Source organism: Vibrio artabrorum (assembly GCF_024347295.1).
GTDB lineage: Bacteria > Pseudomonadota > Gammaproteobacteria > Enterobacterales > Vibrionaceae > Vibrio > Vibrio artabrorum.
Genome location: NZ_AP025458.1, coordinates 2854656 through 2879415 on the forward strand (window position 1 = coordinate 2854656; position 24760 = coordinate 2879415).

The 24760-nt window shown below is 46.1% G+C and carries 13 protein-coding genes, 10 tRNA genes and 5 rRNA genes; 3 read left to right on the top strand and 25 right to left on the bottom strand.

Annotation, left to right across the window (positions count from 1 at the left end; all coding sequences use genetic code 11):
- Positions 1-64: 64 nt before the first annotated feature.
- The 12 genes from rpoB to OCU36_RS13000 all read right to left on the bottom strand — a co-directional run bounded on the left by rpoB (position 65) and on the right by OCU36_RS13000 (position 9700).
- On the bottom strand, positions 65-4093 hold the full coding sequence (rpoB, locus tag OCU36_RS12945) for a DNA-directed RNA polymerase subunit beta (RefSeq protein WP_261838331.1): 4029 nt from the start codon (positions 4091-4093) through the stop codon (positions 65-67).
- 234 nt (positions 4094-4327) lie between these two features.
- On the bottom strand, positions 4328-4696 hold the full coding sequence (gene rplL / locus OCU36_RS12950) for a 50S ribosomal protein L7/L12 (protein WP_017631516.1): 369 nt from the start codon (positions 4694-4696) through the stop codon (positions 4328-4330).
- 57 nt (positions 4697-4753) lie between these two features.
- The gene (gene rplJ, locus OCU36_RS12955; protein ID WP_010435550.1) at positions 4754-5248 is read right to left on the bottom strand and encodes a 50S ribosomal protein L10; all 495 of its coding nucleotides are present in this window, start codon (positions 5246-5248) and stop codon (positions 4754-4756) included.
- Positions 5249-5498: 250 nt separating this feature from the next.
- Positions 5499-6203 carry a 50S ribosomal protein L1 gene (gene rplA, locus OCU36_RS12960; protein WP_261838332.1) on the bottom strand — a complete coding sequence of 235 codons (705 nt, stop codon included), beginning with the start codon at positions 6201-6203 and terminating at the stop codon, positions 5499-5501.
- 4 nt (positions 6204-6207) lie between these two features.
- A complete protein-coding gene (rplK, locus tag OCU36_RS12965; protein ID WP_010435555.1) occupies positions 6208-6636 on the bottom strand; it encodes a 50S ribosomal protein L11 in 429 nt (142 codons plus the stop codon).
- A gap of 213 nt (positions 6637-6849) precedes the next feature.
- Positions 6850-7398 carry a transcription termination/antitermination protein NusG gene (gene nusG, locus OCU36_RS12970; RefSeq protein WP_012605006.1) on the bottom strand — a complete coding sequence of 183 codons (549 nt, stop codon included), beginning with the start codon at positions 7396-7398 and terminating at the stop codon, positions 6850-6852.
- Between the two features lie 13 nt (positions 7399-7411).
- A complete protein-coding gene (secE, locus tag OCU36_RS12975; RefSeq protein ID WP_261838333.1) occupies positions 7412-7789 on the bottom strand; it encodes a preprotein translocase subunit SecE in 378 nt (125 codons plus the stop codon).
- 223 nt (positions 7790-8012) lie between these two features.
- Entirely contained in the window at positions 8013-9197 is a 1185-nt protein-coding gene (gene tuf / locus OCU36_RS12980; protein WP_261838232.1) for an elongation factor Tu, read from the bottom strand.
- Between the two features lie 94 nt (positions 9198-9291).
- Positions 9292-9367: transfer RNA gene (locus tag OCU36_RS12985), tRNA-Thr, on the bottom strand.
- A gap of 13 nt (positions 9368-9380) precedes the next feature.
- Positions 9381-9455, bottom strand: a tRNA-Gly gene (locus OCU36_RS12990).
- 39 nt (positions 9456-9494) lie between these two features.
- Positions 9495-9579: transfer RNA gene (locus tag OCU36_RS12995), tRNA-Tyr, on the bottom strand.
- A gap of 45 nt (positions 9580-9624) precedes the next feature.
- A tRNA-Thr gene (locus OCU36_RS13000) sits at positions 9625-9700 on the bottom strand.
- 210 nt (positions 9701-9910) lie between these two features.
- Between OCU36_RS13000 and coaA the strand changes: the two genes are divergently transcribed.
- Positions 9911-10834, top strand: coding sequence for a type I pantothenate kinase (gene coaA / locus OCU36_RS13005; RefSeq protein ID WP_261838334.1), 924 nt, complete (start codon positions 9911-9913; stop codon positions 10832-10834).
- A gap of 7 nt (positions 10835-10841) precedes the next feature.
- On the opposite strand, the gene birA is transcribed toward coaA, so the two are convergent.
- Positions 10842-11807: a bifunctional biotin--[acetyl-CoA-carboxylase] ligase/biotin operon repressor BirA gene (gene birA / locus OCU36_RS13010; protein ID WP_261838335.1), complete on the bottom strand. Its 966-nt coding sequence runs from the start codon at positions 11805-11807 to the stop codon at positions 10842-10844.
- Entirely contained in the window at positions 11804-12850 is a 1047-nt protein-coding gene (gene murB, locus OCU36_RS13015; RefSeq protein WP_261838336.1) for a UDP-N-acetylmuramate dehydrogenase, read from the bottom strand. Before murB ends, birA begins: the two co-directional genes overlap by 4 nt.
- Positions 12851-12916: 66 nt before the next feature.
- On the opposite strand from murB, the gene OCU36_RS13020 reads away from it, so the two are divergent.
- Together OCU36_RS13020 and pssA are read left to right on the top strand one after the other, a co-directional pair.
- Positions 12917-13360, top strand: a complete 444-nt coding sequence (locus OCU36_RS13020; RefSeq protein WP_261839741.1) for a GNAT family N-acetyltransferase — start codon at positions 12917-12919, stop codon at positions 13358-13360.
- Positions 13361-13439: 79 nt separating this feature from the next.
- Positions 13440-14780 (top strand): CDP-diacylglycerol--serine O-phosphatidyltransferase, encoded by a 1341-nt coding sequence (gene pssA, locus OCU36_RS13025; protein ID WP_261838337.1) that lies wholly within the window; start codon positions 13440-13442, stop codon positions 14778-14780.
- Between the two features lie 266 nt (positions 14781-15046).
- Here the strand turns inward: pssA and OCU36_RS13030 are convergent.
- The 11 genes from OCU36_RS13030 to OCU36_RS13080 form a co-directional block, all read right to left on the bottom strand.
- Positions 15047-15123: transfer RNA gene (locus OCU36_RS13030), tRNA-Asp, on the bottom strand.
- Between the two features lie 67 nt (positions 15124-15190).
- Positions 15191-15306: ribosomal RNA gene (gene rrf, locus OCU36_RS13035) — 5S ribosomal RNA — on the bottom strand.
- Positions 15307-15441: 135 nt separating this feature from the next.
- Positions 15442-18335 (bottom strand): 23S ribosomal RNA (locus OCU36_RS13040).
- Positions 18336-18686: 351 nt separating this feature from the next.
- Positions 18687-18762: transfer RNA gene (locus tag OCU36_RS13045), tRNA-Ala, on the bottom strand.
- Between the two features lie 14 nt (positions 18763-18776).
- A tRNA-Ile gene (locus OCU36_RS13050) sits at positions 18777-18853 on the bottom strand.
- A 67-nt stretch (positions 18854-18920) separates the two neighbouring features.
- Positions 18921-20475, bottom strand: a 16S ribosomal RNA gene (locus tag OCU36_RS13055).
- Positions 20476-20872: 397 nt separating this feature from the next.
- Positions 20873-20988: ribosomal RNA gene (gene rrf / locus OCU36_RS13060) — 5S ribosomal RNA — on the bottom strand.
- Between the two features lie 135 nt (positions 20989-21123).
- Positions 21124-24017, bottom strand: a 23S ribosomal RNA gene (locus tag OCU36_RS13065).
- The 16S, 23S and 5S rRNA genes sit together here with 6 tRNA genes alongside, the layout of an rRNA operon.
- Before the next feature lie 441 nt (positions 24018-24458).
- Positions 24459-24534, bottom strand: a tRNA-Val gene (locus OCU36_RS13070).
- A 25-nt stretch (positions 24535-24559) separates the two neighbouring features.
- Positions 24560-24635, bottom strand: a tRNA-Lys gene (locus OCU36_RS13075).
- Positions 24636-24637: 2 nt separating this feature from the next.
- A tRNA-Glu gene (locus OCU36_RS13080) sits at positions 24638-24713 on the bottom strand.
- Between the last annotated feature and the right edge of the window lie 47 nt (positions 24714-24760).

The window sequence follows — 24760 nt, forward strand, 5'->3', positions numbered from 1 at the left end:
AGCTCACCGACTAAAGTGAGCCCCCTTTACCAAGTAATCCAATCTTTTTTATAAAAAAGAGGGATTACTCTTCGTCTTCTAGCTCGATGTTGATACCTAGCGAGCGAATCTCTTTCAACAGTACGTTGAACGACTCTGGCATGCCAGGTTCCATGCTATGGTTGCCATCTACGATGTTCTTATACATCTTAGTACGGCCGTTAACGTCATCCGACTTAACTGTTAGCATTTCTTGTAGAGTATATGCAGCACCGTATGCTTCTAGTGCCCATACTTCCATCTCACCGAAACGCTGACCACCGAACTGAGCTTTACCACCAAGTGGTTGCTGAGTTACTAGGCTGTAAGAACCCGTTGAACGAGCATGCATCTTGTCATCAACCAAGTGGTTCAGTTTCAGCATGTACATGTAACCAACCGTTACAGGACGCTCAAACGAATCACCAGTACGACCATCAAACAGTTTAAGCTGACCAGACTCTGGCAGATCACCCAGTTTAAGTAGTTCTTTGATTAGAGACTCAGAAGCACCGTCGAACACTGGAGTCGCGATCGGTAGACCGCCACGTAGGTTCTTAATCAGTGTACGAACTTGATCATCAGACAGTTCAGCAATATCAACTTTCTGACGAGTATCACCAAGATCATAAACCTTCTGTAGGAACTCACGGAACTTATGCAGTTCTTGTTGCTCCTTAACCATTTGGTTGATCTTGTCACCGATACCTTTTGCAGCCAAACCTAAGTGTACTTCTAGGATCTGACCGATGTTCATACGCGATGGTACACCCAGTGGGTTAAGTACGATGTCTACAGGCTGACCTTTCTCATCGTATGGCATGTCTTCAACAGGGTTAATCTTAGAGATTACACCTTTGTTACCATGACGACCGGCCATTTTATCACCAGGCTGGATACGACGTTTAACCGCTAGGTAAACTTTAACAATCTTAAGAACGCCAGGTGCTAGATCATCACCTTGAGTGATTTTACGACGCTTAGTTTCAAACTTCTTATCGAAGTCTGCTTTTAGCTCGTCCCACTGCTCAGCAAGTTGCTCAAGCTGTGTTTGTAGCGCATCGTCTTCTAGAACTTGCTCTAGCCATTGCTTACGACCGATCGTATCAAGCTTAGCTTCAGAGTAACCACCAGACAGAAGTACAGCTTTAACACGGTTAAGAAGGCCACCCTCAAGAATTTGGAACTCTTCAGTTAGATCTTTCTTCGCTTCTTTAAGCTGCATCTGTTCGATTTCAAGTGCACGTTTGTCTTTCTCTACGCCATCGCGAGTGAAGACTTGTACATCGATGATAGTACCTGAAACAGAGTTTGGTACACGTAGTGATGTATCTTTAACATCAGATGCTTTTTCACCGAAGATTGCACGTAGTAGCTTCTCTTCAGGAGTCAGTTGCGTTTCACCTTTAGGGGTTACTTTACCAACCAGGATGTCGCCACCCTTAACTTCAGCACCGATGTAAACGATACCTGACTCGTCTAGTTTAGACAGAGCAGACTCACCTACGTTTGGAATATCAGCTGTGATCTCTTCAGAGCCCAGCTTAGTATCACGAGCCACACAAGACAGTTCTTGAATGTGGATTGTCGTGAAACGGTCTTCTTGAACTACGCGCTCAGATACTAAGATCGAGTCTTCGAAGTTGTAACCGTTCCAAGGCATAAATGCGATACGCATGTTTTGGCCAAGCGCGAGTTCACCAAGGTCAGTTGAAGGACCATCAGCAAGAACATCGCCGCGTGCAACTGGTTCACCAGGAAGTACAGTTGGACGTTGGTTAATACATGTGTTTTGGTTCGAACGCGTGTACTTAGTTAGGTTGTAGATATCGATACCAGCTTCGCCAGGTACCAATTCATCTTCGTTAACCTTAACTACGATACGAGAAGCGTCAACAGACTGAACTTGACCACCACGTTTAGCAACCGCTGTAACACCAGAGTCAACAGCGATGTTACGTTCAATACCAGTACCGACTAAAGGCTTATCTGCTCTCAGTGTTGGTACTGCTTGACGTTGCATGTTGGCACCCATCAATGCACGGTTCGCATCATCGTGTTCTAGGAACGGGATAAGCGAAGCAGCAATAGATACTACTTGGTTTGTTGCAACGTCCATGTAGTCAACGTGATCGCGTGGGTGAAGACCAGATTCACCTTTTTGACGAGCCGTGATTAGCTCATCTGCAAACGTCGATTCTTCAGTAAGAACTGTGTTTGCCTGTGCGATAACGAATTGACCTTCCTGAATTGCAGACAGGTAATCAACTTCTTCTGTTACTACACCATCTACAACACGACGGTACGGAGTTTCTAGGAAACCGTAATCGTTACAACGTGCAAACGCAGATAGCGAGTTAATCAGACCGATGTTTGGACCTTCAGGCGTTTCGATCGGACATAGACGACCGTAGTGCGTTACGTGAACGTCACGTACTTCGAAGCCTGCGCGTTCACGAGTAAGACCACCAGGACCTAAAGCAGAAATACGACGTTTGTGCGTCACTTCTGACAATGGGTTGTTTTGGTCCATAAACTGTGAAAGCTGTGAAGAGCCAAAGAATTCTTTAACTGCAGCAGAGATCGGCTTAGCATTGATAAGATCTTGAGGCATGATTGCATCAAGGTCACCCAGGCTTAGACGTTCTTTAACGGCACGTTCTACACGAACTAAACCAACACGGAATTGGTTTTCTGCCATTTCACCTACAGAACGGATACGACGGTTACCAAGGTGGTCGATATCGTCCACTTCGCCTTTACCGTTACGGATGCCGATCAGTTTCTTCATCACTTCAATGATGTCTGATTCATCCAGAGTACCGCGCTCTTCTTCTTCTTCACGCTCGATAGAGCTGTTGAATTTCATACGGCCTACAGTTGATAGGTCGTAACGATCTTCAGAGAAGAATAGGCTTTCGAATAATGATTCTGCAGCTTCTTTTGTTGGTGGCTCGCCAGGTCGCATCATGCGGTAGATTTCTACCAATGCAGAAATGCGATCCACTGTGCTATCTGCACGTAGAGTGTCTGACATGAATGGACCATGGTCTAGGTCATTCGTGAACAGCACTTCTAGAGTCTTGTGACCCGCTTGAGACAGGTTAGCCAGCGCTTCTAGACTAATTTCTTGGTTCGCACCAACAATGATCTCGCCCGTTGCTTCGTTGATGTAATCTTTCGCAGCAATCTTTTCAACGATGTACTCTACTGGTACTTCGATGTGCTCAACGCCATCTTTTTCAAGTTGACGGATGTGGCGAGCAGTAACGCGACGGCCAGTCTCAACGTAAGTTTTACCGTTAGCTTCGATGTCGAATGACGCAGTTTCACCACGTAGACGTTCAGGCACTAACTCCATAAGTAGAGTTTGGTCTTTCACTTCGAAGTTCACTTTGTCGAAGAACAGATCTAAGATCTCTTCTGTCGATTTACCAAGTGCACGAAGGATAATCGATGCTGGTAGCTTACGACGACGGTCGATACGTACGAATAAGTTATCCTTAGGATCGAACTCAAAGTCTAACCATGAGCCACGGTAAGGAATTACACGTGCGTTATAAAGAACTTTACCTGATGAGTGAGTCTTACCCTTATCACTGTCGAAGAACACGCCTGGGCTTCGGTGCAGCTGGGATACGATAACCCTCTCGGTACCATTAATTACGAAAGTACCATTGTCTGTCATAAGCGGAATTTCGCCCATGTAGACTTCTTGTTCTTTAATGTCTTTTACAGTACCTGCTGGTGCATCTCGATCAAAGATAACTAGACGTAGTTTTACGCGTAGTGGCTTTGAGTAAGTAACACCGCGGATTTGACATTCTTTAACGTCAAAAACTGGCTCACCAAGACGGTAGCTAACGTATTGCAGCTCAGAATTGCCGTTGTAGCTCTGAATTGGAAATACAGAACGGAAAGCAGCTTCAAGACCGTATTGACCTTCAGGATCCTGTTCGATGAATTTATCGAAAGAATCAAGCTGGATCGATAACAGGTATGGAATGTCCAAAACTTGTGGACGAGTACCAAAATCCTTACGGATGCGCTTTTTCTCGGTATAAGAGTAAACCATGGGGTTCCTCAGCTCGCTGATAAGTGACCCAAACCACCCAAAACACTCTTCAGAGGGGGTGGTGACAAACAGCTGTTTACTGTAGTGAACAATCATTTCGAAAAAATGACTGTTTTTTTGCTTGGATTATGACGGTTAAACAGCGGAAAATTCGTCATAGCCCTACAGCGCAAAAAGGCCGGTGGTTAATAAACCACCAGCCATTAGCCTTGCGGCTAAGAAATTAAGTAATAATTACTTGATTTCAACAGAAGCGCCAGCTTCTTCTAGCTGTGCTTTAAGAGCTTCAGCTTCAGCTTTGTCAACGCCTTCTTTAAGCGCTGCAGGAGCTGAGTCTACAAGACCTTTAGCTTCTTTAAGACCTAGGCCAGTTGCGCCACGTACAGCTTTGATAACTTGTACTTTGTTAGCGCCAGCAGCAGTTAGGATAACGTCGAATTCAGTTTGCTCAGCAGCAGCGTCGCCGCCAGCTGCGCCGCCAGCTACAACAGCAGCAGCTGCAGTAACGCCGAATTTTTCTTCCATAGCTTCGATAAGCTCAACAACTTGCATTACAGACATTTCTGCAACTGCGTCTAGGATTTGCTCGTTAGTAATAGACATAACAATTCTCTTTTAAGTCAACAATAAGTTTAAATAGCAACCAGTGAAAAGCAAGGCTTATGCCGCAGCTTCTTCTTTTTGGTCGCGAACAGCAGCGATAGTACGAACCAGCTTGCCAGCAGAAGCTTCTTTCATGCACATCATTAGGCGTGCGATAGCTTCGTCGTAAGTTGGTAGTGTCGCTAGTACTTCAGCATCAGTAACTGCGCCTTCAAATGCAGCAGCTTTGATCTCGAAATCTTTATTCTCTTTAGCGAAGTCTTTGAAAAGACGCGCTGCAGCACCTGGGTGCTCATTAGAGAATGCGATCAGAGTTGGACCAGTGAAAGTGTCTACTAGACACTCGTAGTCTGTACCCTGAACCGCACGGCGTGCTAGTGTGTTACGAACAACTTTCATGTAAACACCCGCTTCGCGAGCTTGTTTACGTAGAGAAGTCATTGCGCCAACTTCAACGCCACGAGAATCAGCTACAACTGCAGAAAGTGCACCACTGGCAGCTTCGTTGACTTCAGCAACAATTGCTTTTTTGTCTTGAAGATTTAAAGCCATTTGGATTAACCTCTGGTTGTGATTACAGCACCCAATACAAAATGTATTGAGCGTTTACGATATTATTTAAAAATGAATAAATTCACTTCAAACCACAATATCGCCTACGTAGGTTTTATTAAGCCATCAACAATCTAATGAAAATCGACGGCGCCTACGGTCTTGGGATAGATGATTTCAAATTGCTTTAAAACCACCCAACCACAAATATTAGGCGCAGAAGTATACACTAAATCTGCACCTAAGCAAATTAGTTTGCTTGAGTGTTCAGGCTAGCCTGATCTACAGCAACACCAGCACCCATCGTAGTAGAGATGCTTACTTTCTTCAGGAAAGTACCTTTCGCTGAAGAAGGCTTAGCTTTCTTAAGAGCAACTAGAAGAGCTTCTAGGTTCTCTTGAAGCTGGTTAGCTTCGAAAGATGCTTTACCGATAGTAGTGTGGATGATGCCGTTCTTGTCGTTACGGTAACGAACCTGACCTGCTTTAGCGTTCTTAACCGCTTCAGCAACGTTAGGAGTTACAGTACCAACTTTAGGGTTTGGCATTAGACCGCGTGGACCTAGGATTGTACCTAGTTGACCAACAACGCGCATTGCATCTGGAGAAGCAACAACAACGTCGAAGTTCATTTCGCCTTTTTTCACTAGCTCTGCAAGATCTTCCATACCAACGATATCTGCGCCAGCTGCTTTAGCTGCTTCTGCGTTTGCACCTTGAGTGAACACAGCAACGCGGATATCACGGCCAGTACCGTGAGGTAGCACAGTTGCGCCACGTACGTTTTGGTCAGATTTACGAGCATCGATGCCTAGATTAACAGCAACATCTACAGACTCAACGAATTTAGCAGTCGCTAGTTCTTTAAGAAGAGCAACAGCTTCGTTGATTTCGTATTCTTTAGTCGCGTCAACTTTGTCGCGGATTACGCGCATGCGCTTAGTAAGTTTAGCCATGATCTTATCCCTCTACCACTAGGCCCATTGAACGAGCAGTACCAGCAATAGAACGCTTCATTGCTTCGATGTCAGCACCAGTCATATCAGCAGCTTTAGTTTCTGCGATTTCCTGTACTTGAGCGTCAGTTACTGTGCCCACTTTTTCAGTGTTTGGACGACCTGAACCAGACTTAACGCCAGCAGCTTTCTTAAGAAGAACAGCAGCAGGTGGAGTCTTAGTTACGAACGTGAAAGAACGGTCGTTGTAAACAGTAATAACTACTGGAGTAGGTAGACCTTTCTCAACAGATTCTGTTTTTGCGTTGAACGCTTTACAGAATTCCATGATGTTCACGCCGTGTTGACCTAGTGCAGGACCAACCGGTGGACTTGGGTTTGCCATACCAGCTGCAACTTGCAGTTTGATATAAGCTTCAACTTTCTTAGCCATGATATTTCCTAATATTTTGGGTACATGCGCTAGCCGCAAGGCGAGCTCCCCATAAATTCAATGAACTCTTCTTTACTTCCATAGAAGCAAAAAGGCGCGAAATTATAATCATAATTCGCGCCTTTAACAACCCTAACAAGGTGATTTTTTATACTCTTTTATTTTGAACAACTTATGAAGTAATTATCCACAGCTTGCTCAAAGATTCGAGTATTAGTCCAGTTTTTCAACTTGACCGAATTCAAGCTCAACCGGTGTTGCACGACCAAAGATCGATACAGATACCTTAATGCGGCTTTTCTCGTAATCGACTTCTTCAACAGTACCGTTGAAGTCAGCAAATGGACCATCGTTCACACGAACCACTTCACCCGCTTCGAACATTGTCTTAGGACGTGGAGACTCGCTCGCTTTCTCTAGACGGTTCAAGATAGCATCAGCTTCTTTATCAGTGATTGGTGCTGGACGATCAGAGGTACCACCAATGAAGCCCATAACACGAGGAATGCTACGTACTAAGTGCCATGATTCATCATTCATGATCATTTGCACTAATACGTAACCTGGGAAGAACTTACGTTCGCTTTTACGGCGTTGACCTGCACGCATTTCCACTACTTCTTCAGTAGGTACTAAAACGTCACCAAAGAATTCTTCCATGTCGTGCATTTTAATATGTTCGCGTAGCGATTGAGATACACGACCTTCATAGCCAGAAAAGGCTTGAACTACATACCAACGTTTTTTTGGAGCTTCACTCATGAATCAGAACCCTCTACACCCCAGTCGCTAGAGAAACCAGACGGACCATAATGCCGTCAATTCCCCATAGCACTAGAGACATAACAATACATACAGCTAAAACGATCAATGTAGTTTGCATAGTTTCTTGGCGAGTAGGCCAAACTACTTTACGAATCTCCATACGGGATTCTTTTGCAAAATCGATCGCAGCTTTACCTTTAGTTGTTGTTGCTGCAACGCCTAATGCGGCAGCAATCAGCACAACTACACCTGCAGCGCGAATTACAACAGACAATTCACCATACAGGTAATTACCCACAACAGCAGCAGCTAACAGAACAAAAGCGGCGACCCACTTCATTGTATCTGCTGCACCTGAGCTATCAGGAGTTTCAGCGTTTGCTTTCATAAAACCAACCTGTGATAAGTCTTAAATATAGACGACAATAACCCCGCTGTTGCAGGGCACATTCCTTTGCGTTGCAAAACAACACATTTAACAGTCATTTTAGTCAAAAAGACCGTTTAATTCTTTACTAAGAGCTAAAATCGATGCCAAAACATCCAACTCTTTTTTCAGCGCAGAAAAAGGGCATCAAATGATGCCCTTTTTACTAGTGGTTCGTCAAATCTTATGCAAAGATTTTAGCTACAACACCAGCACCAACTGTACGGCCACCTTCGCGGATTGCGAAACGTAGACCTTCGTCCATTGCGATTGGAGCGATTAGCTCAACCGTCATTTGAACGTTGTCACCTGGCATTACCATTTCTACGCCTTCTGGTAGAGTGATGTCGCCTGTTACGTCAGTCGTACGGAAGTAGAACTGTGGACGGTAACCTTTGAAGAAAGGTGTGTGACGGCCGCCTTCGTCTTTAGAAAGTACGTATACTTCAGACTCAAACTTAGTGTGTGGGTTGATAGAACCTTTCGCAGAAAGTACTTGACCACGTTCAACGTCATCACGCTTAGTACCACGTAGAAGTGCACCAACGTTCTCACCTGCACGACCTTCGTCAAGCAGTTTACGGAACATTTCAACACCAGTACAAGTAGTAACAGTCGTCTCTTTGATACCAACGATTTCTACTTCGTCACCTACGCGTAGGATACCACGCTCGATACGACCAGTTACAACTGTACCACGACCTTGAATTGAGAATACATCTTCAATTGGTAGTAGGAACGGTTGGTCTACTGCACGCTCTGGCTCAGGGATGTAAGAATCTAGTGCTTCTGCAAGCTCAATGATCTTGTCTTCCCACTGCTTCTCGCCGTTTAGTGCGCCAAGTGCAGAACCTTGGATAACTGGTAGGTCATCACCAGGGAAGTCGTATTCAGAAAGAAGTTCACGAACTTCCATCTCAACTAGCTCTAGAAGCTCTTCGTCATCAACCATGTCACATTTGTTCATGAATACGATGATGTAAGGGATACCAACTTGACGACCAAGTAGGATGTGCTCACGAGTTTGAGGCATAGGGCCGTCAGTCGCAGCAACAACTAGGATACCGCCGTCCATTTGTGCAGCACCAGTGATCATGTTTTTAACATAATCCGCGTGTCCTGGACAGTCTACGTGTGCGTAGTGACGTGCTGGAGTGTCGTACTCAACGTGAGAAGTTGCGATTGTGATGCCGCGCTCACGCTCTTCTGGAGCGTTATCGATAGATGCGAAATCTTTAGCAACACCGCCGTATACTTTTGCAAGAGTAGTACAGATAGCAGCAGTTAGAGTTGTTTTACCGTGGTCAACGTGGCCGATAGTACCAACGTTTACGTGCGGTTTCGTACGTTCAAATTTTTCTTTAGACATGGGGTGTCCCTCTAGGTACGGATTAGGTGGTTTAAAATAAGACCACGCAACCAAAAAAATAGTTGTCTTTATTAAAGGAGAAGAAGCTTTAGACTGGTGCTAATACCCAGAGTCGAACTGGGGACCTCACCCTTACCAAGGGTGCGCTCTACCGACTGAGCTATATCAGCACACAAAATGAGTTGGAGCGTGCAGCGGGAATCGAACCCGCATCATCAGCTTGGAAGGCTGAGGTAATAGCCATTATACGATGCACGCAACACGTAACTCTGTTTGAGCTATTTAACCTTTAGAATATGGTGGAGGGGGACGGATTCGAACCATCGAAGGCAGTGCCGGCAGATTTACAGTCTGCTCCCTTTGGCCACTCGGGAACCCCTCCAAATTTTGAGCTTTCTCTCGCTGACCTTATCGATAAGGGAGAAAGTGGTGCCGACTACCGGAATCGAACTGGTGACCTACTGATTACAAGTCAGTTGCTCTACCTACTGAGCTAAGTCGGCACAAGTGGGGCGCATTTTATTGAATGATTTTCCACCTTGCAATAGTAAATTGAAAAAAAATGGAAAATTCTCTTATCAAATTCCCATATACAGCAATTTAGCTCAAGGTTTACGCCTTTAACCTACATCTAGTACAGGAAGATATTTAATTTATCTAACGCTTGATGTATTTTCCATGCACTTGTTTTGTCATTCACTATAGAGTTTTGTATGAGTCCATATATGTCATTCGACCGCGAACGTTGGTCCGAGCTAAGGAATTTAGTTCCGATGACACTTTCTGAAAGCGACTTAAAAGAGCTGCAAGGCATCAATGAAAAGCTCACTATGGAAGAGGCAGTAGAGATCTACTTACCGCTATCTCGTCTATTGAACCTCTATGTGGCAGCCAGACAGAATAGAAACTCGGTGCTCCACCAATTTCTAGATAAGAAAGAAAAAGCGCCGCCTTTTATCATCGGTATTGCGGGTAGTGTTGCCGTTGGTAAGAGCACGACTGCACGATTGCTTAAAGCCCTACTCTCGCGCTGGGAGAACCATCCGAAAGTCGAGCTAGTGACGACAGACGGTTTCTTATACCCAAATGAAGTGCTGGAAGAGAAAGGGTTGATGAGTAAGAAAGGCTTCCCCGAGTCTTACGACATCAAGCGTCTAGTGAACTTTGTCTCTGATGTGAAGGCGTGCAAACGAAATGTCACCGCACCGGTATACTCGCACCTAACTTACAACATTACTGATGATGTTAAGTGTGTCGACCTACCCGATGTACTTATTATTGAAGGGCTAAACGTCTTGCAAAGTGGTATGAATTATCCGCATGAACCACATCGTGTTTTCATATCCGATTTTCTCGATTTCTCACTCTATGTCGATGCGGATAGCAAGCAAATAAAAGAGTGGTATATCAACCGTTTCATGAAATTTCGAGATGGGGCATTCACCAAGCCTGACTCCTACTTTCATCATTATACACGACTCTCAAATCAAGCGGCATTGGATAAGGCAGAAGAAATCTGGAGCTCAATCAATGGTTTGAACCTAGAGCAGAATATCCTTCCAACAAGAGAAAGAGCTCACTTGATCTTGCATAAAGGTGCTGATCATATGGTTGAAGAAGTGTTACTCAGAAAATAATAACGCTTTAATCCCCTTTTCTTAGTGATATCTCGCCACCGATATAACTTTCGATGCCGTTAGCCGTTTTGAGTAATATAGCACCTTGTGCATCGATCCCTTGTACGATACCTTCAATTTCCCTAGGTCCAATGATAAGTCTTACATTGCGACCTAAGAAATTATCTAAACGATTCCATCGACTTACAAAGTTAGACATCCCTTTGAGTTCGTAATCAACAAGTGTTTTATTCCATGCGTTAATCAGAACTTGGGCGAGGTCATTTCGATCGGGCACTTGTCCATCACACACTTCTTTTAATGAAGTCCATGGCTGTCCAATACCGGATATTGTGGGCTCCATGGATAGGTTAAGCCCTAAACCAATCACAATATGAGCAGCACCACCAGATTGACCTGACAACTCGACTAAAATGCCTGCGAGCTTCTTGTCATTGTGGTAAAGGTCGTTCGGCCATTTGAGCTTTACACCTTCTACGCCCATTTCTTCCAAAGCTTCAACAACAGCGACACCAACCACAAGGCTTAAGCCCATTGCGGCAGCCATCCCTGCGTCGAGTCTCCAATACATTGAAAGATAGAGGTTTGCACCGAATGGCGACACCCACTCTCGTCCACGACGCCCACGGCCCGCTGTTTGATATTCCGCAATACAGACAGAACCCGATTCGAGGGTGTTAGTACGCTCTAATAGGTGTTGGTTTGTAGAACCTATAATGGGAATCAGTTCAAGAGAAGCATCGCGACTAACTGCAGACAATTTTTCTTGGTCAAGCATATCTAAACGGCTGGCTAGCTTGTAACCCTTGCCTTGTACTCGATAGATATCTAAACCCCACTCTTGAATACCCTTAATATGCTTACTTATCGCCGCTCGTGACACACCAATCATTTCACCTAGGTCTTCACCTGAATGAAACTCACCGTCAGCAAGGCATCTCAATAGTGCAAGCTTGGTACTGTGTTCTCTCATGCCAATGACCCCAAAGCCTTGTCTAGGTTTGTCTCGCAGTCTCGTCCCATAAAGCGCACTTCATGTTCCAATCGAATATTGAATTTATTCAAGACGGACTGGCGCACTCGCTCTGCAAGCTTAAGGATATCCACAGCAGAAGCCTCATCATAATTGATAATAACCAATGCTTGGTTAGGGTGAACCTGAGCGCCACCTTCTGTCACACCCTTGAACTGGCATTGATCAATCAGCCAGCCAGCAGCAACTTTGATCATGTCATTACTCTCATAGCCGACAATATTTGGATATAGAGCTAACAAGCGATCAAAATGATCTTTGGTGATCACAGGGTTTTTGAAGAAACTGCCCGCATTCCCTTGTACTCTAGGGTCTGGCAGCTTACTTGAACGGATAGCACACACTTCATCAAATATAGTGCGAGGAGAGAGCGTATCGGCTGCTAGGCTTTTTAACGGGCCGTAGTGATTACATGGCTCCCACTCTTTCGGCAACGTTAAACCAATCGCCACCACAATCGCTTTACCGTAGAGAGCGTGTTTGAAAATAGAATCTCGGTAACCAAAGAGACACTCTTTCCTGCTTAATCGCTTAACTGTATAAGTATCCAGACATAGGATATCGACATACTCGCATACGTCTTGTAGCTCAACACCATACGCACCAATATTTTGAATCGGAGCAGAGCCTGAACAGCCGGGTATCATTGCTAGGTTTTCTAGACCACCCAGCCCTTTATCCACACTCCATTCAACCAAACTTGGCCAATCCTCGCCACCACTTACATGCAGTAGGTGATGACTGTCCGTCTCAGTCAGCTCAATCCCGGCTAATTTATTCACAATGACCAGGCCAGCGAAGTGCTCAGTAAAAAGCATATTGCTACCCTTACCCAGTATTAACTTGGGTAAAGCTGACCATTTAGGGTCTTTGTAAAGCGAAATCAGTTCTTCGATAGTGGTGACTTCAAGCAACGCATCACACGTCTGATCGATAGAAAAAGTATGAACATTTTTTAAACTAGCATTGAGATGGAATTGCATGACGATATTCAATTAATTTACACTGCAGCCATTCTACAGCAGATAAACCAATGGCGCAGTGACAGAATGAACAATGTCATCATTACTCAACTAGAGCCTATCAAGGTTCCTTTAGTTAAACGTTTCTATAAAGAGCATTACCCAACAGGGAAAGCCAATAAAAGTGAATTGATCTTTTCATTATTGCTAGATGACGAGCTGTGCGGTGTCGTGCGTTTTCGTACAATAGAAAATAATCGCTTGCTGACTGGAATGGCGATATCAAAACAACATCGTGGTAAGCAATTAGGCTCCCAGCTTATGGATTATTGTGCGCAACATACGCTTACGGAAGACGACTACTGCTTTGCGTACACTCATCTCACCAATTTTTACACTCGACACCAATTCGTACAAGTAGACCCTAAAGATCTGCCAAACGGTTTAAGAGTTTTATACGAGCGCTATTCGAATAGCGGAAAAGATCTCATTCCTATGCATTATCAGAAAAATTGTCACAGAATGCCCTGATTATCTAGTATTTAAGGCTAACCCTTTGGTAAAATTAAAGGTTAGCAATTTTGCATATTTTTAAGGTAAAACAGTCAATATGATTGCCAGTAGGAATCCATTCATACAGTTGCCAACCATAGCGCAGAATCCTGACAAGTTTGAAGTACTACTATCAGCGCAAGAGTTTCGAACTCGCCTACTTGATGAGATATCTCGCGCAACGACTCGTATTAGTTTAGTCGCTTTGTATCTTGAAGATGATGAGGCTGGCCGTGAGATCCTAACTGCCTTATATGAAGCAAAGCAAAATAATCCAGCATTAGACGTGAGCGTTTGTGTTGATTGGCACCGAGCACAGCGCGGATTGATTGGCGCAGAGTCTTCTGAAGGCAATGCAGCCATGTATAAAGAGTTCGCAGAAAAATATCAGCATTCTGTACCTGTCTATGGCATTCCAGTTCGCGGCAAAGAAGTCTTTGGCGTGTTGCACTTAAAAGGCTTTATCGTCGATGACACCGTGATATACAGCGGTGCAAGCCTTAACAATATCTACCTGAATTACCATGACCGCTATCGCTTTGATCGTTACCACGTTTTAAACAACGCAGCGCTTGCTGACTCAATGTTTACGTACGTGCACGAACAGATGGTTGCGGACAGCGCTGTTTATGACTTGGCTGACAAAAATAAACCAATGACTAAAGAGTTAAAACCAGCGATTCGCCAGTTCCGAGCTTTGCTAGCACGATCTCAGTATCAATTCGATGGTCAAGAGGTTTCAACAGACCAAGTTGCTATAACACCATTGGTTGGTATCGGTAAGAGACGTAACCGTCTGAATCAGGGAATCAATCAACTCGTAGCGCAAGCTAAAGATGAAATCTTTATCTGCACGCCATACTTCAACTTCCCACCGAGCCTCGCTAAAGAAGTGAAGAAAGCGCTTAAGCGTGGCGTAAAGGTCAGCATTGTTGTTGGCGATAAAACAGCTAATGATTTCTTTATCTCGCCAGAAGAAGAATTTAAAACAATTGGTGGTTTGCCATACCTTTACGAATTGAACTTACGTCATTTCGCTAAAGCCAATGAAGCTCATATTGCTAGCCGCAATCTATCAATTCGACTATGGCAACACGATTCAAATAGCTTCCACCTAAAGGGGATTTGGGTCGATAAACGCTATATGCTGCTAACGGGTAATAACCTAAACCCTCGCGCATGGAAATTAGATCTAGAGAATGGCATTTTTATCCAAGACAACTACCACCACCTAACAGACAAGTTTCAGGCTGAAGTGGATAACATCCTTCAACACACTCAGCTTATCTGTACTTATAAGCAGTTAGACAAGGTAGAGAGCTACCCGATGGAAGTTCAGAAGTTGATTCGCAAGATCACTCGGGTAAAAGCCGACAGAATACTCAAACAAATACTGTAATCGATGTATTAGAAGATACTATTTATCAACGCCTAGCAAACGCTAGGCGTTTTTGTATCTATCAAACATACAAAACGACCATATATTTCTCTCAAACGAGACCAATCCTTTTCGATAGACATACAGAGCCAAATAAATAGAGAAATAACTAGGGTCAATGTGTATAAGCATACTGCGGAGGAGGGCTCTTCGCTTGTTCAATAGCGAAAACTCTATGTATCAAACGTAAAAAAGCCTCGCTATTGCTAGCGAGGCTTCTTAATAAGTGGCGGAGTGGACGGGACTCGAACCCGCGACCCCCGGCGTGACAGGCCGGTATTCTAACCAACTGAACTACCACTCCGCAGTGGTCAACTCACTAAGTGAGCGTCCATATCTCCAGGTCGGTCAACCTAAAGATTTAATTTAAAGCCTGGCGATGTCCTACTCTCACATGGGGAAGCCCCACACTACCATCGGCGCTATTGTGTTTCACTTCTGAGTTCGGCATGGAATCAGGTGGGTCCACAATGCTATGGTCGCCAAGCAAATTTTGCTTTTACTTTCAGTTTTTTAAAAACTGAAGGCAAAATAATCTGGAAAACTGATTTAAAAGTCTATCTCTTCAAACGCATTCAAGGTCTGTCTTTCTATTGAGTCCACAAAACCCCTTGGGTGTTGTATGGTTAAGCCTCACGGGCAATTAGTACAGGTTAGCTCAATGCCTCGCAGCACTTACACACCCTGCCTATCAACGTCGTAGTCTACGACAACCCTTTAGGACGCTTATAGCGCCAGGGAAAACTCATCTCAAGGCTCGCTTCCCGCTTAGATGCTTTCAGCGGTTATCGATTCCGAACTTAGCTACCGGGCAATGCCATTGGCATGACAACCCGAACACCAGAGGTTCGTCCACTCCGGTCCTCTCGTACTAGGAGCAGCCCCTTTCAATTTTCCAACGCCCACGGCAGATAGGGACCGAACTGTCTCACGACGTTCTAAACCCAGCTCGCGTACCACTTTAAATGGCGAACAGCCATACCCTTGGGACCGACTTCAGCCCCAGGATGTGATGAGCCGACATCGAGGTGCCAAACACCGCCGTCGATATGAACTCTTGGGCGGTATCAGCCTGTTATCCCCGGAGTACCTTTTATCCGTTGAGCGATGGCCCTTCCATTCAGAACCACCGGATCACTATGACCTGCTTTCGCACCTGCTCGAATTGTCATTCTCGCAGTCAAGCGGGCTTATGCCATTGCACTAACCACACGATGTCCAACCGTGTTTAGCCCACCTTCGTGCTCCTCCGTTACTCTTTGGGAGGAGACCGCCCCAGTCAAACTACCCACCAGGCACTGTCCGTAACCCCGATTCAGGGGCCAACGTTAGAACATCAAAACTACAAGGGTGGTATTTCAAGGACGACTCCACCACATCTAGCGACGCGGTTTCATAGTCTCCCACCTATCCTACACATGTAGGTTCAATGTTCAGTGCCAAGCTGTAGTAAAGGTTCACGGGGTCTTTCCGTCTAGCCGCGGGTACACTGCATCTTCACAGCGATTTCAATTTCACTGAGTCTCGGGTGGAGACAGCGTGGCCATCATTACGCCATTCGTGCAGGTCGGAACTTACCCGACAAGGAATTTCGCTACCTTAGGACCGTTATAGTTACGGCCGCCGTTTACCGGGGCTTCGATCAAGAGCTTCGACCGAAGTCTAACCCCATCAATTAACCTTCCGGCACCGGGCAGGCGTCACACCGTATACGTCATCTTACGATTTTGCACAGTGCTGTGTTTTTAATAAACAGTTGCAGCCACCTGGTATCTGCGACTCTCGTCTGCTCCATCCGCAAGGGACTTCACTGATAAGAGCGTACCTTCTCCCGAAGTTACGGTACCATTTTGCCTAGTTCCTTCACCCGAGTTCTCTCAAGCGCCTTGGTATTCTCTACCCGACCACCTGTGTCGGTTTGGGGTACGATTCCTTACAATCTGAAGCTTAGAGGCTTTTCCTGGAAGCATGGCATCAATGACTTCACTACCGTAGTAGCTCGACATCGTATCTCAGCGTTAGTAGCGGTCCGGATTTACCTAAACCACCCGCCTACGTACTTGAACCTGGACAACCGTCGCCAGGCCCACCTAGCCTTCTCCGTCCCCCCATCGCAATTGTAAGAAGTACGGGAATATTAACCCGTTTCCCATCGACTACGCCTTTCGGCCTCGCCTTAGGAGTCGACTTACCCTGCCCCGATTAACGTTGGACAGGAACCCTTGGTCTTCCGGCGAGGGAGTTTTTCACTCCCTTTATCGTTACTCATGTCAGCATTCGCACTTCTGATACCTCCAGCAGCCCTTACAGACCACCTTCAACGGCTTACAGAACGCTCCCCTACCCCACATACCCTAAGGTACATAGCCGCAGCTTCGGTGTATAGCTTAGCCCCGTTACATCTTCCGCGCAGGCCGACTCGACCAGTGAGCTATTACGCTTTCTTTAAATGATGGCTGCTTCTAAGCCAACATCCTGGCTGTCTGAGCCTTCCCACATCGTTTCCCACTTAGCTATACTTTGGGACCTTAGCTGGCGGTCTGGGTTGTTTCCCTCTCCACGACGGACGTTAGCACCCGCCGTGTGTCTCCCGGATAGTACTTACTGGTATTCGGAGTTTGCAAAGGGTTGGTAAGTCGGGATGACCCCCTAGCCTTAACAGTGCTCTACCCCCAGTAGTATTCGTCCGAGGCGCTACCTAAATAGCTTTCGGGGAGAACCAGCTATCTCCAGGTTTGATTGGCCTTTCACCCCTAGCCACAAGTCATCCGCTAATTTTTCAACATTAGTCGGTTCGGTCCTCCAGTTGATGTTACTCAACCTTCAACCTGCCCATGGCTAGATCACCTGGTTTCGGGTCTAATCCTAGCAACTGTACGCCCAGTTAAGACTCGGTTTCCCTACGGCTCCCCTAAACGGTTAACCTTGCTACTAAAATTAAGTCGCTGACCCATTATACAAAAGGTACGCAGTCACACCACGAAGGTGCTCCTACTGCTTGTACGTACACGGTTTCAGGTTCTATTTCACTCCCCTCACAGGGGTTCTTTTCGCCTTTCCCTCACGGTACTGGTTCACTATCGGTCAGTCAGTAGTATTTAGCCTTGGAGGATGGTCCCCCCATATTCAGACAGGATATCACGTGTCCCGCCCTACTCGTTTTCACTGATTATGATGTGTCGGTTACGGGGCTATCACCCTTTACTGCGAGACTTTCCAGACTCTTCACCTGCATCATTAAAAGCTTAAGGGCTAATCCAATTTCGCTCGCCGCTACTTTCGGAATCTCGGTTGATTTCTCTTCCTCGGGGTACTTAGATGTTTCAGTTCCCCCGGTTTGCCTCCTGCTGCTATGTATTCACAACAGGATACGTACTTATGCACGTGGGTTTCCCCATTCAGGAATCCCAGACTCAAAAGGTTATTACTACCTAATCTGGGCTTATCGCAAGTTATTACGCCTTTCATCGCCTCTGACTGCCAAGGCATCCACCGTGTACGCTTAGTCACTTAACCATACAACCCGAAAGGGTCTTGTGTATGATACAAATTTGCTTTCACTTTTAAAAAGTGAAGACAAAAAGCAACCAAGGTTTTTGGTTGTCATTAAGAAGGGTTAATTCTTAATAACTGTTTGCCGGACTCAATTGTGATTCAAACAAGTTTGAATCGAATACAAGACACTTGAATGTGTTTGTTGTGTTTATCTAATGAAAGATAAACATTGAGAACTTTTAAATTTGATTGAATTACTCGTAAGTAAATCAATCAGTCAGCTTTCCAAATTGTTAAAGAGCTTGATTCAATAAATTGAACCATTTTTAAAGACTCTCGTAAGACTTTTTATCTAACAAGAACGCTTAAAGATGGTGGAGCTATGCGGGATCGAACCGCAGACCTCCTGCGTGCAAGGCAGGCGCTCTCCCAGCTGAGCTATAGCCCCATCTAGGTCGATATTGGTGGGTCTGAGTGGACTTGAACCACCGACCTCCCGCTTATCAGGCGAGCGCTCTAACCAGCTGAGCTACAGACCCAATATCGTCTCTTAACTTTTCTAAACCTAATCAATCTGTGTGGACACTCATCGTAAGTATCTTCGTATAAGGAGGTGATCCAGCCCCAGGTTCCCCTAGGGCTACCTTGTTACGACTTCACCCCAGTCATGAACCACAAAGTGGTGAGCGTCCTCCCCGAAAGGTTAAACTACCCACTTCTTTTGCAGCCCACTCCCATGGTGTGACGGGCGGTGTGTACAAGGCCCGGGAACGTATTCACCGTGACATTCTGATTCACGATTACTAGCGATTCCGACTTCATGGAGTCGAGTTGCAGACTCCAATCCGGACTACGACGCACTTTTTGGGATTCGCTCACTATCGCTAGCTTGCTGCCCTCTGTATGCGCCATTGTAGCACGTGTGTAGCCCTACTCGTAAGGGCCATGATGACTTGACGTCGTCCCCACCTTCCTCCGGTTTATCACCGGCAGTCTCCCTGGAGTTCCCGACATTACTCGCTGGCAAACAAGGATAAGGGTTGCGCTCGTTGCGGGACTTAACCCAACATTTCACAACACGAGCTGACGACAGCCATGCAGCACCTGTCTCAGAGCTCCCGAAGGCACACCTGCGTCTCCGCTGGCTTCTCTGGATGTCAAGAGTAGGTAAGGTTCTTCGCGTTGCATCGAATTAAACCACATGCTCCACCGCTTGTGCGGGCCCCCGTCAATTCATTTGAGTTTTAATCTTGCGACCGTACTCCCCAGGCGGTCTACTTAACGCGTTAGCTCCGAAAGCCACGGCTCAAGGCCACAACCTCCAAGTAGACATCGTTTACGGCGTGGACTACCAGGGTATCTAATCCTGTTTGCTCCCCACGCTTTCGCATCTGAGTGTCAGTATCTGTCCAGGGGGCCGCCTTCGCCACTGGTATTCCTTCAGATCTCTACGCATTTCACCGCTACACCTGAAATTCTACCCCCCTCTACAGTACTCTAGTTCACCAGTTTCAAATGCAGTTCCGAGGTTGAGCCCCGGGCTTTCACATCTGACTTAATGAACCACCTGCATGCGCTTTACGCCCAGTAATTCCGATTAACGCTCGCACCCTCCGTATTACCGCGGCTGCTGGCACGGAGTTAGCCGGTGCTTCTTCTGTTGCTAACGTCAAGAGATAGCGCTATTAACACTACCCCCTTCCTCACAACTGAAAGTACTTTACAACCCGAAGGCCTTCTTCATACACGCGGCATGGCTGCATCAGGCTTGCGCCCATTGTGCAATATTCCCCACTGCTGCCTCCCGTAGGAGTCTGGACCGTGTCTCAGTTCCAGTGTGGCTGATCATCCTCTCAGACCAGCTAGGGATCGTCGCCTTGGTGAGCCATTACCTCACCAACTAGCTAATCCCACCTAGGCATATCTTGACGCGAGAGGCCCGAAGGTCCCCCTCTTTGGCCCGTAGGCATTATGCGGTATTAGCCATCGTTTCCAATGGTTATCCCCCACATCAAGGCAATTTCCTAGGCATTACTCACCCGTCCGCCGCTCGACGCCCATTAACGCACCCGAAGGATTGTTAGTGTCGTTTCCGCTCGACTTGCATGTGTTAGGCCTGCCGCCAGCGTTCAATCTGAGCCATGATCAAACTCTTCAATTTAAGATTTTGTCGACTCAACGAATACTGACTTCAAAACTACAAAAAGTAATTCTAAAGCTATTATCATTCCAACAGAATGATAATGAATTGACTGTGCCAAGACTAAGTAAACTTAATCTCGATTGGTCACTCAGTTCATTGAAATCAATTTTGATTCCGAAGAATCTGTTTTATCTAATGATAAAACGTTTTGATATTCATCAACGAGTGCCCACACAGATTGATAGGTTTAAATTGTTAAAGAGCTTGTTCTCTAAAAAGAGAACGCTTTCAGTGCCTTAGCACTTAAGCAGGACGCGTATAATACGCTTTCCACTTTGAAAGTCAACATAATATTCTAAGTTTTTACTCAGAAAACTATGTTGACTCATCTCTTTCGAGATAAGTCGAAATTAAAGCCTGGCGATGTCCTACTCTCACATGGGGAAGCCCCACACTACCATCGGCGCTATTGTGTTTCACTTCTGAGTTCGGCATGGAATCAGGTGGGTCCACAATGCTATGGTCGCCAAGCAAATTTTGCTTTTACTTTCAGTTTTTTAAAAACTGAAGGCAAAATAATCTGGAAAACTGATTTAAAAGTCTATCTCTTCAAACGCATTCAAGGTCTGGTCTTTCTTTGAGTCCACAAAACCCCTTGGGTGTTGTATGGTTAAGCCTCACGGGCAATTAGTACAGGTTAGCTCAATGCCTCGCAGCACTTACACACCCTGCCTATCAACGTCGTAGTCTACGACAACCCTTTAGGACACTTATAGCGCCAGGGAAAACTCATCTCAAGGCTCGCTTCCCGCTTAGATGCTTTCAGCGGTTATCGATTCCGAACTTAGCTACCGGGCAATGCCATTGGCATGACAACCCGAACACCAGAGGTTCGTCCACTCCGGTCCTCTCGTACTAGGAGCAGCCCCTTTCAATTTTCCAACGCCCACGGCAGATAGGGACCGAACTGTCTCACGACGTTCTAAACCCAGCTCGCGTACCACTTTAAATGGCGAACAGCCATACCCTTGGGACCGACTTCAGCCCCAGGATGTGATGAGCCGACATCGAGGTGCCAAACACCGCCGTCGATATGAACTCTTGGGCGGTATCAGCCTGTTATCCCCGGAGTACCTTTTATCCGTTGAGCGATGGCCCTTCCATTCAGAACCACCGGATCACTATGACCTGCTTTCGCACCTGCTCGAATTGTCATTCTCGCAGTCAAGCGGGCTTATGCCATTGCACTAACCACACGATGTCCAACCGTGTTTAGCCCACCTTCGTGCTCCTCCGTTACTCTTTGGGAGGAGACCGCCCCAGTCAAACTACCCACCAGGCACTGTCCGTAATCCCGATTCAGGGACCAACGTTAGAACATCAAAACTACAAGGGTGGTATTTCAAGGACGACTCCACCACATCTAGCGACGCGGTTTCAAAGTCTCCCACCTATCCTACACATGTAGGTTCAATGTTCAGTGCCAAGCTGTAGTAAAGGTTCACGGGGTCTTTCCGTCTAGCCGCGGGTACACTGCATCTTCACAGCGATTTCAATTTCACTGAGTCTCGGGTGGAGACAGCGTGGCCATCATTACGCCATTCGTGCAGGTCGGAACTTACCCGACAAGGAATTTCGCTACCTTAGGACCGTTATAGTTACGGCCGCCGTTTACCGGGGCTTCGATCAAGAGCTTCGACCGAAGTCTAACCCCATCAATTAACCTTCCGGCACCGGGCAGGCGTCACACCGTATACGTCATCTTACGATTTTGCACAGTGCTGTGTTTTTAATAAACAGTTGCAGCCACCTGGTATCTGCGACTCTCGTCTGCTCCATCCGCAAGGGACTTCACTGATAAGAGCGTACCTTCTCCCGAAGTTACGGTACCATTTTGCCTAGTTCCTTCACCCGAGTTCTCTCAAGCGCCTTGGTATTCTCTACCCGACCACCTGTGTCGGTTTGGGGTACGATTCCTTACAATCTGAAGCTTAGAGGCTTTTCCTGGAAGCATGGCATCAATGACTTCACTACCGTAGTAGCTCGACATCGTATCTCAGCGTTAGTAGCGGTCCGGATTTACCTAAACCACCCGCCTACGTACTTGAACCTGGACAACCGTCGCCAGGCCCACCTAGCCTTCTCCGTCCCCCCATCGCAATTGTAAGAAGTACGGGAATATTAACCCGTTTCCCATCGACTACGCCTTTCGGCCTCGCCTTAGGAGTCGACTTACCCTGCCCCGATTAACGTTGGACAGGAACCCTTGGTCTTCCGGCGAGGGAGTTTTTCACTCCCTTTATCGTTACTCATGTCAGCATTCGCACTTCTGATACCTCCAGCAGCCCTTACAGACCACCTTCAACGGCTTACAGAACGCTCCCCTACCCCACGCACCCTAAGGTACGTAGCCGCAGCTTCGGTGTATAGCTTAGCCCCGTTACATCTTCCGCGCAGGCCGACTCGACCAGTGAGCTATTACGCTTTCTTTAAATGATGGCTGCTTCTAAGCCAACATCCTGGCTGTCTGAGCCTTCCCACATCGTTTCCCACTTAGCTATACTTTGGGACCTTAGCTGGCGGTCTGGGTTGTTTCCCTCTCCACGACGGACGTTAGCACCCGCCGTGTGTCTCCCGGATAGTACTTACTGGTATTCGGAGTTTGCAAAGGGTTGGTAAGTCGGGATGACCCCCTAGCCTTAACAGTGCTCTACCCCCAGTAGTATTCGTCCGAGGCGCTACCTAAATAGCTTTCGGGGAGAACCAGCTATCTCCAGGTTTGATTGGCCTTTCACCCCTAGCCACAAGTCATCCGCTAATTTTTCAACATTAGTCGGTTCGGTCCTCCAGTTGATGTTACTCAACCTTCAACCTGCCCATGGCTAGATCACCTGGTTTCGGGTCTAATCCTAGCAACTGTACGCCCAGTTAAGACTCGGTTTCCCTACGGCTCCCCTAAACGGTTAACCTTGCTACTAAAATTAAGTCGCTGACCCATTATACAAAAGGTACGCAGTCACACCACGAAGGTGCTCCTACTGCTTGTACGTACACGGTTTCAGGTTCTATTTCACTCCCCTCACAGGGGTTCTTTTCGCCTTTCCCTCACGGTACTGGTTCACTATCGGTCAGTCAGTAGTATTTAGCCTTGGAGGATGGTCCCCCCATATTCAGACAGGATATCACGTGTCCCGCCCTACTCGTTTTCACTGATTATGATGTGTCGGTTACGGGGCTATCACCCTTTACTGCGAGACTTTCCAGACTCTTCACCTGCATCATTAAAAGCTTAAGGGCTAATCCAATTTCGCTCGCCGCTACTTTCGGAATCTCGGTTGATTTCTCTTCCTCGGGGTACTTAGATGTTTCAGTTCCCCCGGTTTGCCTCCTGTTGCTATGTATTCACAACAGGATACTTACTTATGTAAGTGGGTTTCCCCATTCAGGAATCCCAGACTCAAAAGGTTATTACTACCTAATCTGGGCTTATCGCAAGTTATTACGCCTTTCATCGCCTCTGACTGCCAAGGCATCCACCGTGTACGCTTAGTCACTTAACCATACAACCCGAAAGGGTCTTGTGTATGATACAAATTTGCTTTCACTTTCAAAAAGTGAAGACAAAAAGCAACCAAGGTTTTTGGTTGTCATTAAGAAGGGTTAATTCTTAATGACTGTTTGCCGGACTCAATTGTGATTCAAACAAGTTTGAATCGAATACAAGACACTTGAATGTGTTTGTTGTGTCTATCTAATGAAAGATAAACATTGAGAACTTTTAAATTTGATTAACTTAATCACAGCTTGAGCTGTTTGATTTCACTTTTTAAAGTGAAAACCAATTAAGTAATCAGTCAGCTTTCCAAATTGTTAAAGAGCATGAGATTTTAAGAACCAGTGTTCTAAAATTCACATTTTCTAAAGATTCTCACCGTCAAAGACTCCAACCAACAACAAAAGAAGTGGTTTGGATATGATGATAACCAAGAATATTTAGAGAATGGTGGGCGATACCGGGCTCGAACCAGTGACCCCCTGCTTGTAAGGCAGGTGCTCTCCCAACTGAGCTAATCGCCCCAAATTTTATTTCCTTGGGAGGAAATGGTGGGTCGTGCAGGATTCGAACCTGCGACCAATTGATTAAAAGTCAACTGCTCTACCAACTGAGCTAACGACCCAATGGTATCCCGTAGGGGAGTCGAACCCCTGTTACCGCCGTGAAAGGGCGGTGTCCTAGGCCTCTAGACGAACGGGACACTGCTAATTTATCTCCACTTTAAAAGCAGAAACAAACTTCGAAGAA

What these genes read in the sequence shown, in the direction of transcription:
- rpoB (WP_261838331.1), bottom strand. Translation starts at nt 4,093, where the DNA reads ATGGTTTACTCTTATACCGAGAAAAAGCGCATCCGTAAGGATTTTGGT.
- rplL (WP_017631516.1), bottom strand. Translation starts at nt 4,696, where the DNA reads ATGTCTATTACTAACGAGCAAATCCTAGACGCAGTTGCAGAAATGTCT.
- rplJ (WP_010435550.1), bottom strand. Translation starts at nt 5,248, where the DNA reads ATGGCTTTAAATCTTCAAGACAAAAAAGCAATTGTTGCTGAAGTCAAC.
- rplA (WP_261838332.1), bottom strand. Translation starts at nt 6,203, where the DNA reads ATGGCTAAACTTACTAAGCGCATGCGCGTAATCCGCGACAAAGTTGAC.
- rplK (WP_010435555.1), bottom strand. Translation starts at nt 6,636, where the DNA reads ATGGCTAAGAAAGTTGAAGCTTATATCAAACTGCAAGTTGCAGCTGGT.
- nusG (WP_012605006.1), bottom strand. Translation starts at nt 7,398, where the DNA reads ATGAGTGAAGCTCCAAAAAAACGTTGGTATGTAGTTCAAGCCTTTTCT.
- secE (WP_261838333.1), bottom strand. Translation starts at nt 7,789, where the DNA reads ATGAAAGCAAACGCTGAAACTCCTGATAGCTCAGGTGCAGCAGATACA.
- tuf (WP_261838232.1), bottom strand. Translation starts at nt 9,197, where the DNA reads ATGTCTAAAGAAAAATTTGAACGTACGAAACCGCACGTAAACGTTGGT.
- coaA (WP_261838334.1), top strand. Translation starts at nt 9,911, where the DNA reads ATGAGTCCATATATGTCATTCGACCGCGAACGTTGGTCCGAGCTAAGG.
- birA (WP_261838335.1), bottom strand. Translation starts at nt 11,807, where the DNA reads ATGAGAGAACACAGTACCAAGCTTGCACTATTGAGATGCCTTGCTGAC.
- murB (WP_261838336.1), bottom strand. Translation starts at nt 12,850, where the DNA reads ATGCAATTCCATCTCAATGCTAGTTTAAAAAATGTTCATACTTTTTCT.
- OCU36_RS13020 (WP_261839741.1), top strand. Translation starts at nt 12,917, where the DNA reads ATGAACAATGTCATCATTACTCAACTAGAGCCTATCAAGGTTCCTTTA.
- pssA (WP_261838337.1), top strand. Translation starts at nt 13,440, where the DNA reads ATGATTGCCAGTAGGAATCCATTCATACAGTTGCCAACCATAGCGCAG.